Genomic DNA, 16,082 nt, shown 5'->3' with positions numbered 1-16,082 from the left:
CGCTCACGCAGCCTTCGCCTTTGCCCGTGCCGCTTTCTTGGCCGCATAGGCATCGGCCGCATCGCGCACCCATTGCCCCTCTTCGTAGGCCTTCACACGCGTGCGCAGGCGCTGGCGGTTGCAGGGGCCGTTGCCGGCGATGACCTGATAGAACTCATCCCAGTTGATCTCGCCGAAATCGTAATGGCCGCGCTCCGCATTCCATTTGAGATCGGGATCCGGGACGGTAAGGCCGAGGTATTCGGCCTGCGGCACCGTCTGGTCGACGAATTTCTGGCGCAGCTCGTCGTTGGAATTGATCTTGATCTTCCAGCGCATGGATTGGGCGCTGTGCACCGAATCCGCATCGGACGGGCCGAACATCATGAGCGACGGCCACCACCAGCGGTTCAGCGCATCCTGCGCCATCTGCTTCTGCTCAGGCGTCCCGCGCGCGAGCTTCGTCATCGCATCATAGCCCTGACGCTGGTGGAAGCTCTCCTCCTTGCAGATGCGGATCATGGCTCGGGAATAGGGCCCGTAGGAGCAGCGCTGCAGCGGCACCTGGTTCATGATCGCGGCACCATCGACGAGCCAGCCGATGGCGCCGATATCGGCCCAGGTGAGCGTCGGATAGTTGAAGATGCTGGAATACTTGGCCTTGCCGCTGTTGAGCTGCTCCATGAGCTCGTCGCGGCTGACGCCCAGCGTCTCGGCCGCGCAGTAGAGATAAAGGCCGTGACCAGCCTCGTCCTGCACCTTGGCCAGCAGGATCGCCTTGCGCTCCAGGGTCGGCGCGCGGGTGATCCAGTTGCCCTCCGGCTGCATGCCGATGATCTCGGAATGGGCGTGCTGCGAAATCTGCCGGATCAGGGTCTTGCGATAGGCCTCCGGCATCCACTCCTTCGGCTCGATCTTGACGTCGGCATCGACGCGCTCCTGGAAGGCCCGCTCCTCCGGAGACATCTCCTCCTTGGAGCGGACGTGCTCGACGCCCGTCTTCACCATCTGTGCATACACGGCGCATCTCCCTGAGTTTCAAAGCCTTGCCGGCCTCTTCCCGCCCGGTGGCGAGGACAAGATCCATACGCGCAGGCGGCATGCCTCTCCGGAGGCCCTTCTAATATGTCACAGAAATTATCTTATTCAAGAATTTTATGTAACGTATCGATCAGCCAATCCTCAATGCGGCAACCGGCTCCGCCGCCGCGAAACGTCGCGCGAAATCCCGGTCGACCGAAGGCAGTGGACCCGTATCGTTCTGGGCATGGGTGTCGATCCAGCGCTCCGCCGCCGGGAGCAGCGTCCTGTAGATCGTGCCGCAGAGAGTGCGGGCCGCCGTTCCGGCCCAAGGCTTGGGAAGGAGCTGCGCGGGCAGCAGCGGGTCCTTCAGGACAGCCCGGCGGTAATCGTGAATCAGGAGGATGCGAACCAGCAATGCGTCGAGATTCGTGAACCCGGCCCCCCTCTCCAGAGCTCCGAGGATGCCCGAATAGGTATCGATGAAGCGTTTGTAGCGACTTTCGATCTCCGCCAGAGGCCATGCCCTCTCCACCAGCCTCCGGGCCGTCGCCGGATCGGCCGGGGTCGCGCTCAACCTGAGGAAAGGGCCCGCACCGCCGGTCGATGCCGCAGCCGCCACCAGGAGGTCTGGCCCAAGGGCGCCATAGCCTGCCGCCGAGAGTTCGCCCTTGAGCGCGCTTCGGTCCTGGGCATTCTCGAGCAGGAGGAGATCGAAGGATCCCTGCCAATCCTGGGGTGGGTCGGCGTAGATCCGCTGGGTCGCCCGGGCGAAGGCCTCCTGTCCCTGAGGCGTCAGGCGGTAATAGCTGTTGCGCCCGACCTTCCAGCGCTCGAACCATCCCTCGGAGACGAGGCGGGACAAGGCCGTTCGGACGAGCGTGTCGCTGATGCGGAAGGCCCGCATGATCTCGTGCAGCGACGTCAGGGACAGCACCCCGCCTCGCGGCACCACTGCATCCCCAAAAACGGTGACGATCAGCGAGCCCGCCCGGATCGGCGTCCGCTCGTGGAACTTGTCCAGCAGGGTGTCTACGAACGCGGCCATGCAAGCCTACTCCGGTCCTCTATGGCCAAGACGGCCTTTGCCTGTTCGGTCCATCCTCCCCTCACCTACCCATTCTTCGCCATGTCTGTCGAGCCATCCTGTGGGCCTGCCGCCTTCCTCAAAATTCCTTGACTAACCGGCCGGTCGGTCAATAATGCAGCAAAGACCGGGCGATGCCAATGCCGCCTGTCACAACATTCCAAGGTGCCCCAATGAGACTCGAGAGCTTCGTTCGCGGAAGTTGGATGTCGCCCGGCCAGGAGTTGGCCGACATTCACAGTGCCGTCACCGGAAACGTCGTTGCTCAGGTGGCCAGCGGCGGCCTCGATATGGGCGAGGTGCTGGCCTATGCCCGTCAGGTCGGCGGTCCCGCCTTGCGGAAGCTCACCTTCCATCAAAGGGCAGAACTTCTGAAACGCCTTGCCATTCATCTGTCGGAGCGCAAAGACCAGCTCTACACGCTTTCCTTCCAGACAGGCACCACGCGAACCGACAACTTCATCGACGTGGACGGCGGCATCGGCACCCTCTTCGTCTACGCTTCCAAGGGACGCCGAGAACTGCCCAACACCACCTTCCTTCTGGATGGAAATGTCGAAGCCCTGTCGAAGGGCGGCAGCTTCGTCGGCCAGCACGTGATGACGCCGCTCCACGGTGTCGCCGTTCACATCAATGCCTTCAACTTCCCCTGCTGGGGCATGCTGGAAAAGCTCGCTCCCGCCATCCTGGCCGGCGTGCCGGTGGTCACGAAGCCCGCGACGATCACGTCCTATGTGGCGCATGCCCTCGTGCGCATGATCGCCGAATCCCGCATCCTTCCGGACGGCGCTCTTCAATGCATCGTCGGCTCCACGGGCGATCTTTTCGATCACCTGACCTGTCAGGACGTGGTCTCGTTCACGGGCTCCGCCGATACGGCCCAGAAGCTGCAGCGACATCCGGTCGTCGCGCGCGAATCCGTGCGTTTCATCGCGGAGCGCGACTCGCTTAACGCGGCGATCCTGGCGCCTGACGCCGGCCCGGGCACGCCGGAATTCGAGCTCTTCATCAAGGAGGTCGCCAAGGAGATGACGGTCAAGGCCGGTCAGAAATGCACGGCGATCCGGCGCGCCATTGCTCCCAACGCTCATGTGCCTGCCGTGATCGAGGCTCTGGGGGAGCGGCTTTCCAAGATCAAGGTCGGCAATCCCGAACTCGAAAGCGTTCGCATGGGACCGGTCGTCGGCCTCGGGCAGCGTCGCGACGTGCTCGCGCAGGTGGCGAAGCTGCGCTCGGAAGCGGACATCGTGGTCGGCAATCCCGATAACTTCACGGTCGAGGGCGCGGACCGGGAACGCGGCGCCTTCATTCCTCCGCTCGTGCTGCATTGTCCTGACCCGATCCGGGCCACCAACGTGCACAGCGTCGAGGCTTTCGGCCCTGTCTGCACCGTGATGGGCTATGACGGCCTCGATCAGGCCGTAACCCTGGCAAACAAGGGCGACGGCAGCCTTGTCGCCTCCCTCTACACCTACGATCCCGCCGCGGCGGCCGATCTCGTCTTCGGCGTCGGCGCCTTCCACGGCCGTCTCGTCCTGATCGACCGCGACTGTGCCAAGGAGCAGACCGGCCACGGCTCCCCTATGCCCCACATGGTCCATGGCGGACCGGGACGCGCCGGCGGCGGCGAGGAACTCGGCGGCATGCGCGGCGTGCACCACTACATGCAGCGCACGGCCCTGCAGGGCTCGCCCGCCATGCTCTCGCGCGTGACGCAGAGCTGGATCAAGGGCGCGCCCACGATCGAAGAGGGACGGCATCCGTTCCGCTACTACTTCGAGGATCTCGCCATCGGACAGACCTTCGTCTCGAAAGAACGCACGATCACCCTCGAAGACATCGAGCATTTCGCGGAATTCACCGGCGACACGTTCTACGCCCATATGAGCGAGGAAGCGACGAAGAACCATCCGTTCTTCCCCGGCCGCGTGGCTCATGGCTATCTGCTCCTGTCCTTCGCGGCAGGTCTTTTCGTCGATCCCGATCTCGGACCGGTGCTTGCCAATTACGGTCTCGACTCCTTACGGTTCGTCAAACCCGTGCAGCCGGGCGAGACCATCAAGGTCCGGCTGACGGCAAAATCCAAATCGCCGCGCAACGAGCAATACGGCGAGGTACGCTGGGACGTGGAGATCATGACGGACAAGGGCGAGACGGTTGCAACCTATGAACTCCTCACGATGAACGCGGTGCGCCCATGACAGCGACCTCGCCCGAGGGTGTCGATCCGGTTCGATTGGTCTCCACGAGCCCGGTCGCCCTGATCGAAATCGACAACCCTCCGGTCAATGCCACGTCGCAGGCTGTCCGGGCGGGATTGCTTGCGGCGATCCAGGAGGTCGGCCGCAATCCGCAAATCGAGGCCGTGGTCATCGCCTGCGCGGGAAAAACCTTCGTTGCCGGGGCCGATATCCGCGAGTTCGGCCAGACGCCGCGCGAGCCGCACCTACCCGACGTGATCAACGCCATCGAGGCCTGCTCCAAGCCCGTCGTCGCAGCCATCCAGGGCACCGCCCTCGGGGGCGGCTGTGAGATTGCGCTGGCCTGCCATGCCCGTGTGGCCGAGCCGGGCGCAAGCCTGGGCCTGCCAGAGGTCAAGCTCGGGCTGGTGCCCGGTGCCGGCGGCACGCAGCGCCTGCCTCGGCTCATCGGGTTGGAGGCGGCCCTCGACCTCGTGACCAGCGGACGTCCCGTCAAAGCGCAGGAAGCCCTGCGTCTCGGCCTCGTCGACCGGATCTCCTCGGGCGATCTGCGCCAGGATGCGACGGAGCTTGCGCGGGAGCTGATCGGTCAGCCGCTCCGCCGCACGGGCGAGCGGAGTGTGGTGGCGATGGATGCTGAAACGGCATCGGCCAAAGCCGCGGAAATTCGTAAGAAAGCCAGGGGCGCGGAGGCCCCGGGCAAGGCCGCGGAGCTCGTGCTGCTGGCCGCGGGCCTGCCGCTTCAGGACGGCATGGCGCGCGAGCGCGAGACCTTCCTGGACCTGCGCTGCTCCGAGCAATCGGCGGCTTTGCGGCATGCCTTCTTTGCCGAGCGGGAGGTCATGCGCCTGCCGGGGCTCGATTCGGTCGAGCCTCGCCGCGTCCAGAAGGTCGGGATCGTCGGAGCCGGAACGATGGGCTCCGGGATCGCCATCGCGTTTGCGGATGCGGGTTTCGACGTCAGGATCGTCGAGACGAGCGAACAGGCTCTCACGGCCGGACAGGCACGGGTTGCGGACGTTTACGACAAGCAGGTTGCGAGCGGCCGGATCACGGCGGCCGCAAGGGACGAGCGCCTGCGGGCCATTGGGTATGCAATTGGTACGAGCTCCCTGTCGGATCGGGATCTCGTGATCGAGGCGGTGTTCGAGGATCTCGAGGTCAAACGCGCGCTTTTCCGCGATCTCGACGCTGTCCTGCCGCCTGGAACAATCCTGGCAACGAATACCAGTTACCTTGATATCTCGCTGATAGCCGATGCCACATCGCGGCCGGCCGACGTGGTGGGCCTGCATTTCTTCAGCCCGGCCCATGTGATGAGGCTGCTCGAAATCGTGCGGACCGACGCGACGGCCGCCGATGTCGTCGCCACGGGGCTCGCCCTCGCCAAGCGCCTGCGCAAGATCCCGGTCGTGTGCCGGGTCTGCGACGGCTTCGTGGGCAACCGCATTCTATCCCGCTATCGCCAGCAGGCGGAGTACCTGCTCGAGGAAGGCGCGCTGCCGCACGAGGTCGATGCGGCTCTCGAAGCGTTCGGCTTCCCGATGGGTCCCTTCGCCGTGTCGGATCTCGCCGGGCTCGATATCAACTGGGCGCGCCGCAAGCGCCTGGCGCCCACCCGCGATCCGCGCGAGCGCTATGTGGACATCGCCGACCGTCTCTGCGAGGCAGGCCGCTTCGGGCGCAAGACCGGCGCGGGCTGGTATCGTTATGAAGGCGGCAAGCGCGAGGTCGATCCGGTCGTGACGGCGCTCGTCGAGGAATCCTCGCAGCGGCGCGGACTGACGCGGCGCGCGATTTCGGCGGACGAGATCCAGTCGCGCATCCGTGCCGCCATCGTCAACGAAGCCTGCAAGATCCTCGACGAGCGCATCGTCGAGCGGCCGCTCGATGTCGATGTGGTGATGATGCACGGCTACGGCTATCCGGCCTGGCGCGGCGGTCCGCTGTTCGAAGCCGATCGTGTGGGATTGCAATCGATCCTCGCGCAGGTGCAGGAGCGTGCCGCACAGGACGGGCCGGGCTGGGAACCGGCCGACAGTCTCATCAACCGCGCCGCGTCGGGAGCGAAATTCTATCCGTAACCGGAAGCGCGAAAACAACAGCTGGGGGATCCTTCATGTTCGACCGGGCGACCGCCGAGGCGATGCTCGAAAGCGTCTTCGCGCCATGGGTGCAGGCGCTCGACCTCTCCATCGAGAGCCTCGATAAGGAAGGCGCAATCTTACGCATGCGGTTCTCCGAAAAGCTCTGCCGCGACAACGGGGTGATCTGCGGACAGGCCCTCATGAGCCTTGCCGACACCGCAATGGTGTTCGCCGTGTCGTCCGCCGGCGGCGCCTACCGGCCGATGACCACGGTCGACCAGACCATGCACTTCCTGCGTCCCGCGGCGAATGCCGATGTGCTCGCGGAGGCGAAAGTCGTACGGCTTGGACGCACCATGGCGTTCGGCAGCGTGACGCTCACCACCGATGGGGACGCGCGGCCTGTCGCGATGGCGCAGCTCGCTTATGCGTTGCTGGGTGAGACCGCAAAGGCTTAGCGCCTTCACCTCTCCCCGGCGGGGAGAGGTCGAGCGCAGCGAGGGTGAGGGGGAGAGCGCTCTCCGGATAGACCTGTAACCCCTCACCCGCCGCGCCGGCGCGCGTCGACCTCTCCCTCAGGGAGAGGTGAACCAGCGCTACACCTCGCAAGTTGCGTTCGACCTTCCCGTCATGGCCGGCCTCGTGCCGGCCATCCCGATTGTGTGAAGCGGTGCGCCCTAATCTATTGAGATCACCGGCACAAGGCCGGTGATGACGTGGTGTGCGTCGAAAACCCTCCTGAAACTCCCGCTCAAAACGGCAGCGCCACGCTCGTCTTGATCTCCTTGAGGATCACGTTGGTGCGCACGTAGCGGATGCCGGGCAGGCGGAACATGAACTCGTCGAGAAACGCGTTGTAGGCCTTCATGTCGCGTACGACGACGCGCAGATGATAATCGGCGTCCCCCGTGGTCGCGAAGCACTCCATCACTTCGGCTCGCGCCGTCACGCGGGACACGAACTCGTCGACGAATTTCGCATCGTGCCGTTCGAGCGACACATGCAGGATCGCCGAGGTGGCGAACCCCGCCTTCTCCCGATCGACCAGGGCCGAATAGCCCACGATCACGCCCGTTTCTTCGAGCGAGCGCACGCGCCGCCAGCAGGCTGATGTGGACATGCCCACATCCTCGGCGAGCTGCTGGTTCGTCGTGCGCCCCTCCTTCTGGAGCTGCGCCAGAATATGCTCGTCCTGCCTGTCCAACATGGCGGCGCCCTCCCTGGTAGGTTCTGCCATTTATAGCGCTTGTACTCGCAACATCTACCGCAACATGAGGCGCAGAGGGAAGGAATAGGAAACATCTACCAGCCGTTCGGGATTATTCTGGAGATCAACGAAAAGCGCCCTGCTCCGGGAGGAAGCTGATGAAAAGCGTTCCGTCACTCGATTCCTATCAGCTCGCCGACCGCTATGCCCGCGAGACCGGCCGGGTTTTCCTCACGGGCACCCAGGCCATCGTCCGCATCGTGCTCGACCAGGCCAAGCGCGACAAGGCGGCGGGGCTCGACACCGCCGGCTTCGTATCCGGCTATCGCGGATCGCCGCTCGGTGGCGTCGATCTCGAACTCTGGCGCGTGAAGGAGCAGCTGAAGGCCCACCGGATCGAGTTCCTGCCCGCCGTCAACGAGGACCTCGCCGCGACGGCCGTCCTCGGCTCGCAGCAGGTCGAGACCAATCCCGACCGGCAGGTGCAGGGCGTGTTCGGCCTCTGGTACGGCAAGGGCCCGGGCGTCGACCGCTCGGGCGATGCATTGAAGCACGGCAACGCCTACGGCTCGTCGCCCCATGGCGGCGTGCTGGTAATCGCCGGCGACGACCACGGCTGCGTGTCCTCCTCGATGCCGCATCAATCGGATGTCGCCTTCATGAGCTGGTTCATGCCGACGCTCCATCCGGCAAGCGTCAGCGAATATCTCGAATTCGGCGAATACGGTTATGCGCTCAGCCGCTTCTCCGGCATGTGGGTCGGCTTCAAGGCCGTGTCGGAGATCGTCGAATCCGGCGTCTCCGTGGAGCTGCATCCGCCGCGCCAATTCCTCGAGCCTGATTTCACGCCGCCGCCCGGTGGTCTGCATTACCGCTGGCCGGACCTGCCGGGACCGCAGATCGAGGAGCGCATGGAGGCGAAGAAGCACGCGGTCTATGCCTTCGCGAAGGCCAACCCCATCGACCGGCGCATCTACGACATCCCGAACGCCAGCTATGGCATCGTCACCGCCGGCAAGGCGCATCTCGACCTGATGGAGGCCTTGCGCCTCATCGGTCTCGACGAGGCCGCCTGCCGCGCGCATGGCATCGACATCTACAAGGTCGGCATGGTGTGGCCGCTTGCCCTGCACGACGCCATGGAATTCGTGAAAGGCAAGCGCGAGATCCTCGTGATCGAGGAAAAGCGCGGCATCATTGAAAGCCAGTTCAAGGAATACTTCTACGATTATCCCGGCTCGAAGCCCGAACGGATGGTCGGCAAGCATGATGAGACCGGCGAGCGGCTCATTCCCTGGACGGGCGAACTCTCGCCGCGCTTCCTCGCGGGCGTTCTCGCAAGGCGTCTCGATCCGATCTTCCCCGATCTTTCTCTCACGCAGCGCGCCGCCGCGCTGACGCCCGAACCGGAGCGCGTGATCGCCGTTCCAGGCGCGACGCGCACGCCTTACTTCTGCTCCGGCTGCCCGCACAACACCTCGACCAAGGTGCCGGAAGGCTCGAAAGCCCTCGCGGGCATCGGCTGCCACTTCATGGCGAGCTGGATGGACCGGGAGACTTCGTCGCTGATCCAGATGGGCGGCGAGGGCGTCAACTGGGCGGCGTCATCGAAGTTCACGGGCCAGGGCCACATCTTCCAGAATCTCGGCGAAGGCACCTATTACCATTCCGGCTCCATGGCGATCAGGCAGGCCATCGCGGCAGGCGCCAACATCACCTACAAGATCCTGTTCAACGACGCTGTCGCCATGACGGGCGGCCAGCCGGTCGACGGACCCGTGAGCGTCCACGCCATCGCGCACAGCGTGCGCGCGGAAGGCGTGTCGCGCATCGCGCTCGTGTCCGACCATCCGGAGAAGTTCAGTTCCACCGATCTGCCGAGGGGTGTGACGATCCATCCGCGCGAGGATCTCGATGCGGTGCAGAAGGAACTGCGCGAAATCTCCGGCGTCACGGTGCTGATCTACGAGCAGACCTGCGCGACGGAAAAGCGCCGCCGCCGCAAGCGCGGGCAGATGGAAGACCCGAAGCGCTTCGCCTATATCAACGACCTCGTCTGCGAAGGCTGCGGCGACTGCTCTGTCGCGTCGAACTGCCTGAGCGTGGAGCCGAAGGAGACGCCGTTCGGACGCAAGCGCAAGATCAACCTCTCCACCTGCAACAAGGACTTTTCCTGCCTGGAGGGATTCTGCCCCAGCTTCGTGACCGTGGAAGGCGCCACGCGCCGGGCGAAAACCACAAGTGGATTCGACGCAGCCGCGCGCGCCGCGACACTGCCGTTCCCTGACCTCCCGGAGCTTTCAAAGCCTTTCGATCTTCTTGTGACCGGCGTCGGCGGAACCGGCGTCGTCACCATCGGGGCGCTCATCAGCATGGCGGCGCATCTCGAAGGACACGGCGTGTCGGTGCTCGACTTCACGGGCTTCGCGCAGAAGTTCGGCCCCGTGCTGAGCTTCGTCCGGCTCGCGGCCGATCCCGATGCGCTGCATCAGGTGCGCATCGACCAGGGCGCGGCCGACGCGCTGATCGGCTGCGATGTCGTCGTCAGCTCCTCGCCCAAGGCGTCGGGCACCTATCGCCACGGCACGCGCGCCGTGGTCAACACCGCCGAGATGCCGACCGGCGACGTGGTGCGTTTCCGCGATGCGGATCTTGCGAGCCGCACGCGGCTTCGCGCCATCGAGCGCGTGATCGGCGCCGGCAACATGGCGACGCTCGACGCCAACGCTCTTGCCGAAACGCTGCTCGGCGACACGGTCTATGCCAATGTGATGATGCTCGGCTTCGCGTGGCAGCAGGGCCTCGTGCCGGTGTCGCTCGAGGCCCTCTCCCGCGCCATCGAACTGAACGGCGTCACCGTCGAGCGCAACCGGCAGGCCTTCGCCTGGGGCCGGCTGCTCAGCGCGGATCCCGACGTCGTGCACCAGGTTGCAGGTGACAAGCCCGAACAGGTCGAGACGCTCGATCAGGTGATCGCCCGGCGGGTCGCGTTCCTCACTGCTTATCAGAACGCCGCCTATGCGGCCCGCTTTGCCTCGACGGTGGCGCGGGTCCGCGAGGCTGAGCGTGCTCTCGGTTCCGAGACGTTGACTGACGCGGTGGCGCGCTCGCTCTTCAAGCTCATGGCCTACAAGGACGAATACGAGGTCGCGCGCCTCCACATGGAGACGGGCTTCCTCGACGAGCTGAAGCAGCAATTCGAGGGCGACTTCACGGTGCATTATCACCTGGCGCCGCCGCTCCTGCCCTCAAAACGCGATGCACGCGGCCGTCCGAAGAAGCGCAGCTTCGGCCCCTGGCTCCAGACGCCCATGTCCGTTCTCGCCAAGCTGAAGGTGCTTCGCGGCACGCCGTTCGACATCTTCGGCTATACGGCGGAGCGGCGCACCGAGCGGGCGCTCGTCGGCTGGTATGAAGCGCAGGTCGAGAGGATCCTTGGTGCTCTCGATCAACGGCCCTTCGCGGATCTCGTGGCCATCGCCAAGGCGCCCATGGACATCCGCGGCTACGGCCCGGTCAAGGACGCGGCCATCCATCAGGTTCAGTCACAGGTCCAGACACTGTGGAACCGTTCCGCAGCGGCGCCGGAGGTGATCGACACCCGCGCCCCGCAGGCCGTTCGGGCTTGAGGGCAGTCTCGCCACCCGGACTTGGCACCGTACCACCCGCACGTCATCACCGGCCTTGTGCCGGTGATCTCGCTTGATTGAGACGCAGCGCTTCACGGCATCGGGATGGCCGGCACAAGGCCGGCCATGACGTGGCGGGTTGTCAGGGGCGTTTGAGAAACGAGAAGTCGCGAACCCGCCTCAAGTCCCCTGGCTCACTCCGCCCTCCGCGGCCTTCATGACCTTCGTCAGGGCGGCCACCAGATCATCGGGGAGGATAGGCTTGTGCAGGAAGGCCGCATTGGGCGGCATGTCGCCGGGGCCGGGGCCGGTCTTGCCGGAGATGACGAGAACGCCCACCTCGGGCCAGCCCTGCCGGACGAGGCGCGCGAACTCGAAACCGTCGATGGAACCCGGCATGTCCACATCCGTGAGAACGGCCGAGATGTCCGGGCGGGTCTTCAGCAGTTCGAACGCCTCGTCGGCATCCTGAGCCTCGACGACCCAGAACTCGGCCTCGCGCAGAATGTCGACCTGGGTCAGACGAACGAGCGGCTCGTCTTCAACCAGGAGCACGACCGGCTGTCTTACAATTCTGCGATGAGGTTTCATGCACCAGAAACGGGCCTGCTGTGATCCGGTTCCCACGGCTCGCACAGGCGTGAGGCCATCCAAGCCTTCAGGACACGGCCCTCATCCTGAGAGGCTGGCTCATCAAGTGGCGCGGGTATCCCCTCCCCCTTGTGGGGAGGGGTGGCTGCGAAGCAGCCGGGGTGGGGGTGTCGGCGCCAGACCTTCATAGGCTATCGCTCACACCCCCACCTCCTCCCCACAAGGGGGAGGAGAGCTCCTCGTGCTTTACGAGTCAGACTCTCAGGATGAGGGCTAAAGGCGATGCGGATTTTGCCTTCAGGACCGCTTGGCTTTCGCCGTGAGCTGCTTGATCCGGTCGACCACGTCCTGGGACGGATACGGCTTCTTCAGCAGCGGGCCGGCCTCGCAGAGGGTCGCGGCGATGTCGGCCGAGCGTTCCGCCCCGGAGGTGAGGATCACCTCGGTCCCCGGCTTGTTGGTGCGGATCCACCGCGCCAGTCCGAAGCCGTCCATGGTTCCGGGCATCTCGACATCGCTGAACACCACGTCGACGGAGACCTCCGGCGACTGGAGGATTGCCACGGCCTCCTCGGCGTTCACGGCCTCATGGACCCGGTAGCCGCATTCGCGCAGGTAATCCGCGATCACGAGGCGCACCAGAACGTCGGCCTCGACCACGAGGACGGTCGGGAGTGGGGTTTCGGCGTCGGCCGTGATGTTCGTCGATAGGGTGCTCACGGCAATCTAACCGCTGAGCTTTTGTCCTGGTTCCCTTCCTGATGTCCTGGCGCCTCATGCGGGCTCGGGCCAGTTGAGGCTGCTCTTGATGAGGCCGACGACCTCGGACGCGGGATAGGGCTTTCGGACGACAGGACCGAGACCGCCCGAATCGACGTCGCCGTCCGCGGAGGCGACGATGATCCTCATGGGCTTCTGCCGGGCGCCGGCCAGTTGGGCGGTCTCCAGCCCGCTCTGCGCCCCCGGCAGATCGAGGGCGATGAACAGGAGATCGACCCGGACGGCGTCGACAACCGTCAGGGTCTCCTGGGCGGACCCGGTTTCCAGGACCCTGAAGCCGGCGCCGCGCAGCTCGTCGCTGACGAGGCAGCGGACCCGGACGTCGTCTTCGGCAACGAGGATGGTGGGAGGTGTCCGGCGTGGAAGGACCGTGACGGATGCAGCGCTCATCTTTGCCCCTGACGCGATACAATACGCGGACAACGTGCGTGCGTCCCAAGGGTTCTCCCGGGAGTTTGCACCGGTTTCCGTCAATTTGCTGGTCTGACGGGGCGGAACAGTCTATCAATGGGCGCGTTGCGCCTTCCTCGCGCTATCCCTTTTCTGACGTTGGCCTCTTGTCCGATCCGAAATCCTTAGGCGTCATTCTTCTGGTGGAAGACGAGCCGCTCGTGCGGCTGGTGGCGGCCGACATTCTCATGGAGGCGCATTTCCACGTGATCGAGGCGGCCGACGCGGAAGAGGCCCTGACGGTCCTGAAGGCCGAGATCGGGATCGACGTGGTGTTCTCGGATGTCGAGATGCCGCCCGGCATGAACGGCTTCGACCTGACGTGGCAGATCCACCGGGGCTGGCCCTGGATCGGGCTTCTCATCGCGTCGGGCCGGGAGTGGCCGCGGGAGAACGACCTGCCGCCGGGAGCGGTCTTCCTGGCCAAGCCCTATTCCCAGGCGACCCTGCTGTCGCATGTCCGAGCCGCCGTCGAGAAGGCCCAGGCCGCCCGCGCCCGCGCGCAGGACGGCTCGGGCGGCGCGGCACCGCCCGTGTCGAAGACCGCCTGAGGTCAGTGACGGCATCCGGACGGCTCAAGCCGTCCGCACCCCCTGAAGGAAGCCTTCGACCTCCCGGCTCAGGGCGTTCGAGTTGGCCGCCAGCTCTCCCGCCGCTGCCAGCACCTGGGACGCGGCCGAACCCGCATGGGTCGCGGCGCCCTGGACCTGGACGATGCTCTCGCTCACGTCCTGCGTGCCCCTCGCCGCCTCGCTGACATTGCGTGCGATCTCCTGCGTGGCGGCCTGCTGCTCCTCGACGGCGGCCGCGACGCTGGTGGCGATCTGGTGCACCTCCTCGATGGTGAGGCCGATGTCGCGGATGGCCTCGACCGCATCCTTGGTCGATTGCTGGATCTGGTGGATATGCGCGCCGATCTCCTCGGTCGCCCGCGAGGTCTGGTTCGCGAGCTCCTTCACCTCGGAGGCGACGACGGCGAAGCCCTTGCCGGCTTCTCCCGCGCGGGCCGCCTCGATGGTGGCGTTGAGCGCGAGAAGATTGGTCTGGCTCGCGATGGTGTTGATCAGGGCGACGACCTCGCCGATCTTCTGCGCGCCCTCCGCCAGCGTCTCCACGAGCGCGTTGGTCCTGCGCGCATTCTGCACGGCGCGGGCCGCCGCGATGGAGGTCTGCGACACCTGCGAGCCGATCTCGTTGGACGAGGCGGCGAGCTGCTCCGCCGCCGCCGCGACGGCCTGCACGTTGCTGGACGTTTCCTCGGCGGCGGCCGCCACCGAGTTCGATTGCTGATTCGTCTGCTGCGCGGTCGACGCCATCGAGCGGGCCGTGGCCTCCATCTGCTGCGCGGCGACGGACAGATGCTGCACCAATCCACCGACGCTGCCTTCAAAGCTTTGGGCGAGCGCCATCATGTCGATCCGGCGCCGTTCCGCCGCCTGCTTCTCGGCTTCGGCCTGCGCATGGCGCAGATTGTCGGCTTCCTGCATGGCGCCGGCGAAAACCTGCGTCGCCTGCCAGATATCGCCGATCTCATCCTTGCCCGCCTTGGCCTGCGGCAGGTCGTAGTCGCCCGAGGCGAGTCTGCGGATGGCCTCGGTCACGTGCTTCAGGGGCTGGGCGATCTGCCGATGGCCGACGAGCCAGCCGATCAGCAGCGCGAGCACGGTGCCTGCAAGCGCGATCCCGATGAGCAGCATCAGGCGCTGGTCGTAGAGTTCGGCCGTGCGCCGGTTGACCGCCTCGATCTCCTCGCTGCCGCGCTTGGTCAAGGCATCGATGCTGACCTGGAAGGCTTTCCGGTTGGCGCGGTTCGCCTCGGTATTGCCCTGCGCATTGGCGGCGGCGGGCGAGACCTCGCTCCCCAGGCGGACCGTCTCGGAGCGGAACTTGCCGAACTCCGCCGCATCCCTCGTGACCGCATCGAACAGGACTTTGCTGTCGGCCGGGACGATCGGCTCCCATTCCTTCAGCAGCGCATCCATGTCCTTCAAGGTGGCGAGAAGACCGTCGCCGAACTTGCGGGCCTCGGCCGTATCCTTGGACGCATAGATGCCTCTGGCTTCCATGACCACATGGGTCACCAGCCGGTTGAGACGCTCGCCGTAAAGGGCGCGTGTGGCCGCAAGGCGGACGTCATCGACGGCCTGGTGATAGGTCTGCAACGTGTTGACGCCCACGATGGCCGTCACAATCGCGACAAGGCTCAAGGCCGCTACAAGCGCAAAAATCTTCGTCCTAATTTTCATGATAAACCCCGGCGCGCGATGCCCCTGCAACATCTTCGAAAGACCCGTGATGGTAGCGCGCAGTGGCTTGCGCGAGGCTTGTTCGAAACCTGCACTCACTCTTTGGAGGTATACGGCCAAGTTTCGCCGCTTCGGGTGACGAATTCTTAAGCATACGACCATAGGAAAGATTGCACGCGGTTCTTAACGTGGCGGTTTCCATGGGCGTTCGGTTCGACAAGGTTTTGGAGCAGGTAGCCAGGGCTGGAAGCGCCAGGGAACACGTCTCCACGGCCGAGCGGCGGGAGCGCAAGGTGCAGCGGATCGAGGAATCCATCCGCGCGCGAGAGGCGGTCGGCGACCGCATCGTGATGTGCCTCGGCCTGGCTCTCACCCTTTCGGCCATCGGCCTGCCGGTCTATGCCCTGCATTTCAGTGAAAGCTACAGCTATCTCACGAGCGCCGTGGCCGACACGACGATCGGCAAGGCCGTGACAGCGAACCTGACGCGCACGATCGATCTGAACCCCGCGACCACGGGCTCCCTGGCGAAGAAGGACGTCGAGCTGAGCGCAGGTCGCAAGGGCGATACGTCGAAGAGCGCCAGCAGCGGCCCGCAGTTCCAGCGCTACGTTCTCCATCGGGCCACGGACGAGTCCGCCCTGATCGAAGGTCCCGACGGCATCTGGTGGGTCACGCCCGGAATGACCCTGCCCGGCATCGGTCAGGTGATCTCGATCGAGCGTTCCGATGCCGGTTGGGTGGTCCTGACGACCGAGACGATGATCACGCAGTCTCCCGCGCGGGCGTCGAGCTGACGAGCGCA

The 16,082-nt window shown here is 65.3% G+C and carries 13 protein-coding genes; 6 read left to right on the top strand and 7 right to left on the bottom strand.

What is annotated here, in order from left to right; all coding sequences use genetic code 11:
* Positions 1–3: 3 nt before the first annotated feature.
* Both paaA and DDF70_RS06320 read right to left on the bottom strand, forming a co-directional pair.
* Positions 4–999 (bottom strand): 1,2-phenylacetyl-CoA epoxidase subunit PaaA, encoded by a 996-nt coding sequence (gene paaA / locus DDF70_RS06325; protein WP_114944016.1) that lies wholly within the window; start codon positions 997–999, stop codon positions 4–6.
* Between the two features lie 151 nt (positions 1,000–1,150).
* Positions 1,151–2,047, bottom strand: coding sequence for a PaaX family transcriptional regulator C-terminal domain-containing protein (locus DDF70_RS06320; protein ID WP_114944015.1), 897 nt, complete (start codon positions 2,045–2,047; stop codon positions 1,151–1,153).
* A gap of 212 nt (positions 2,048–2,259) precedes the next feature.
* On the opposite strand from DDF70_RS06320, the gene paaZ reads away from it, so the two are divergent.
* The 3 genes from paaZ to DDF70_RS06305 are packed head-to-tail and all read left to right on the top strand — an operon-like array spanning position 2,260 to position 6,832.
* Positions 2,260–4,287, top strand: coding sequence for a phenylacetic acid degradation bifunctional protein PaaZ (paaZ, locus tag DDF70_RS06315; RefSeq protein ID WP_114944014.1), 2,028 nt, complete (start codon positions 2,260–2,262; stop codon positions 4,285–4,287).
* Positions 4,284–6,371: a 3-hydroxyacyl-CoA dehydrogenase NAD-binding domain-containing protein gene (locus DDF70_RS06310; protein ID WP_114944013.1), complete on the top strand. Its 2,088-nt coding sequence runs from the start codon at positions 4,284–4,286 to the stop codon at positions 6,369–6,371. Before paaZ ends, DDF70_RS06310 begins: the two co-directional genes overlap by 4 nt.
* Positions 6,372–6,406: 35 nt before the next feature.
* On the top strand, positions 6,407–6,832 hold the full coding sequence (locus DDF70_RS06305; protein ID WP_114944012.1) for a PaaI family thioesterase: 426 nt from the start codon (positions 6,407–6,409) through the stop codon (positions 6,830–6,832).
* A gap of 293 nt (positions 6,833–7,125) precedes the next feature.
* On the opposite strand, the gene DDF70_RS06300 is transcribed toward DDF70_RS06305, so the two are convergent.
* On the bottom strand, positions 7,126–7,581 hold the full coding sequence (locus DDF70_RS06300) for an Lrp/AsnC family transcriptional regulator (protein WP_114944011.1): 456 nt from the start codon (positions 7,579–7,581) through the stop codon (positions 7,126–7,128).
* A gap of 158 nt (positions 7,582–7,739) precedes the next feature.
* Here DDF70_RS06300 and DDF70_RS06295 point away from each other — a divergent pair, with 158 nt between their 5' ends.
* Positions 7,740–11,210 (top strand): indolepyruvate ferredoxin oxidoreductase family protein, encoded by a 3,471-nt coding sequence (locus tag DDF70_RS06295; protein WP_114944010.1) that lies wholly within the window; start codon positions 7,740–7,742, stop codon positions 11,208–11,210.
* Between the two features lie 180 nt (positions 11,211–11,390).
* Here the strand turns inward: DDF70_RS06295 and DDF70_RS06290 are convergent, their stop codons facing one another.
* From DDF70_RS06290 to DDF70_RS06280, 3 genes are all read right to left on the bottom strand, one after another.
* On the bottom strand, positions 11,391–11,765 hold the full coding sequence (locus DDF70_RS06290) for a response regulator (protein WP_425374056.1): 375 nt from the start codon (positions 11,763–11,765) through the stop codon (positions 11,391–11,393).
* A gap of 333 nt (positions 11,766–12,098) precedes the next feature.
* Positions 12,099–12,521, bottom strand: coding sequence for a response regulator (locus DDF70_RS06285; RefSeq protein WP_114944009.1), 423 nt, complete (start codon positions 12,519–12,521; stop codon positions 12,099–12,101).
* Positions 12,522–12,575: 54 nt separating this feature from the next.
* Entirely contained in the window at positions 12,576–12,971 is a 396-nt protein-coding gene (locus DDF70_RS06280; RefSeq protein ID WP_114944008.1) for a response regulator, read from the bottom strand.
* A 167-nt stretch (positions 12,972–13,138) separates the two neighbouring features.
* Between DDF70_RS06280 and DDF70_RS06275 the strand changes: the two genes are divergently transcribed.
* Positions 13,139–13,582: a response regulator gene (locus DDF70_RS06275; protein WP_245435387.1), complete on the top strand. Its 444-nt coding sequence runs from the start codon at positions 13,139–13,141 to the stop codon at positions 13,580–13,582.
* A gap of 24 nt (positions 13,583–13,606) precedes the next feature.
* Here the strand turns inward: DDF70_RS06275 and DDF70_RS06270 are convergent, their stop codons facing one another.
* Positions 13,607–15,277 (bottom strand): methyl-accepting chemotaxis protein, encoded by a 1,671-nt coding sequence (locus DDF70_RS06270; RefSeq protein ID WP_114944006.1) that lies wholly within the window; start codon positions 15,275–15,277, stop codon positions 13,607–13,609.
* A 200-nt stretch (positions 15,278–15,477) separates the two neighbouring features.
* On the opposite strand from DDF70_RS06270, the gene DDF70_RS06265 reads away from it, so the two are divergent.
* Complete coding sequence (locus DDF70_RS06265) at positions 15,478–16,074, top strand: hypothetical protein (RefSeq protein WP_114944005.1); 597 nt, start codon at positions 15,478–15,480, stop codon at positions 16,072–16,074.
* The last annotated feature ends 8 nt before the right edge of the window (positions 16,075–16,082 follow it).

This window comes from Microvirga calopogonii (assembly GCF_003347665.1).
GTDB classification, from domain to species: domain Bacteria; phylum Pseudomonadota; class Alphaproteobacteria; order Rhizobiales; family Beijerinckiaceae; genus Microvirga; species Microvirga calopogonii.
This window is presented reverse-complemented; position numbering and strand designations above follow the sequence as displayed.

What these genes read in the sequence shown, in the direction of transcription:
- DDF70_RS06295 (WP_114944010.1), top strand. Translation starts at nt 7,740, where the DNA reads ATGAAAAGCGTTCCGTCACTCGATTCCTATCAGCTCGCCGACCGCTAT.
- DDF70_RS06265 (WP_114944005.1), top strand. Translation starts at nt 15,478, where the DNA reads ATGGGCGTTCGGTTCGACAAGGTTTTGGAGCAGGTAGCCAGGGCTGGA.
- DDF70_RS06310 (WP_114944013.1), top strand. Translation starts at nt 4,284, where the DNA reads ATGACAGCGACCTCGCCCGAGGGTGTCGATCCGGTTCGATTGGTCTCC.
- DDF70_RS06300 (WP_114944011.1), bottom strand. Translation starts at nt 7,581, where the DNA reads ATGTTGGACAGGCAGGACGAGCATATTCTGGCGCAGCTCCAGAAGGAG.
- DDF70_RS06280 (WP_114944008.1), bottom strand. Translation starts at nt 12,971, where the DNA reads ATGAGCGCTGCATCCGTCACGGTCCTTCCACGCCGGACACCTCCCACC.
- DDF70_RS06270 (WP_114944006.1), bottom strand. Translation starts at nt 15,277, where the DNA reads ATGAAAATTAGGACGAAGATTTTTGCGCTTGTAGCGGCCTTGAGCCTT.
- paaZ (WP_114944014.1), top strand. Translation starts at nt 2,260, where the DNA reads ATGAGACTCGAGAGCTTCGTTCGCGGAAGTTGGATGTCGCCCGGCCAG.
- DDF70_RS06305 (WP_114944012.1), top strand. Translation starts at nt 6,407, where the DNA reads ATGTTCGACCGGGCGACCGCCGAGGCGATGCTCGAAAGCGTCTTCGCG.
- DDF70_RS06320 (WP_114944015.1), bottom strand. Translation starts at nt 2,047, where the DNA reads ATGGCCGCGTTCGTAGACACCCTGCTGGACAAGTTCCACGAGCGGACG.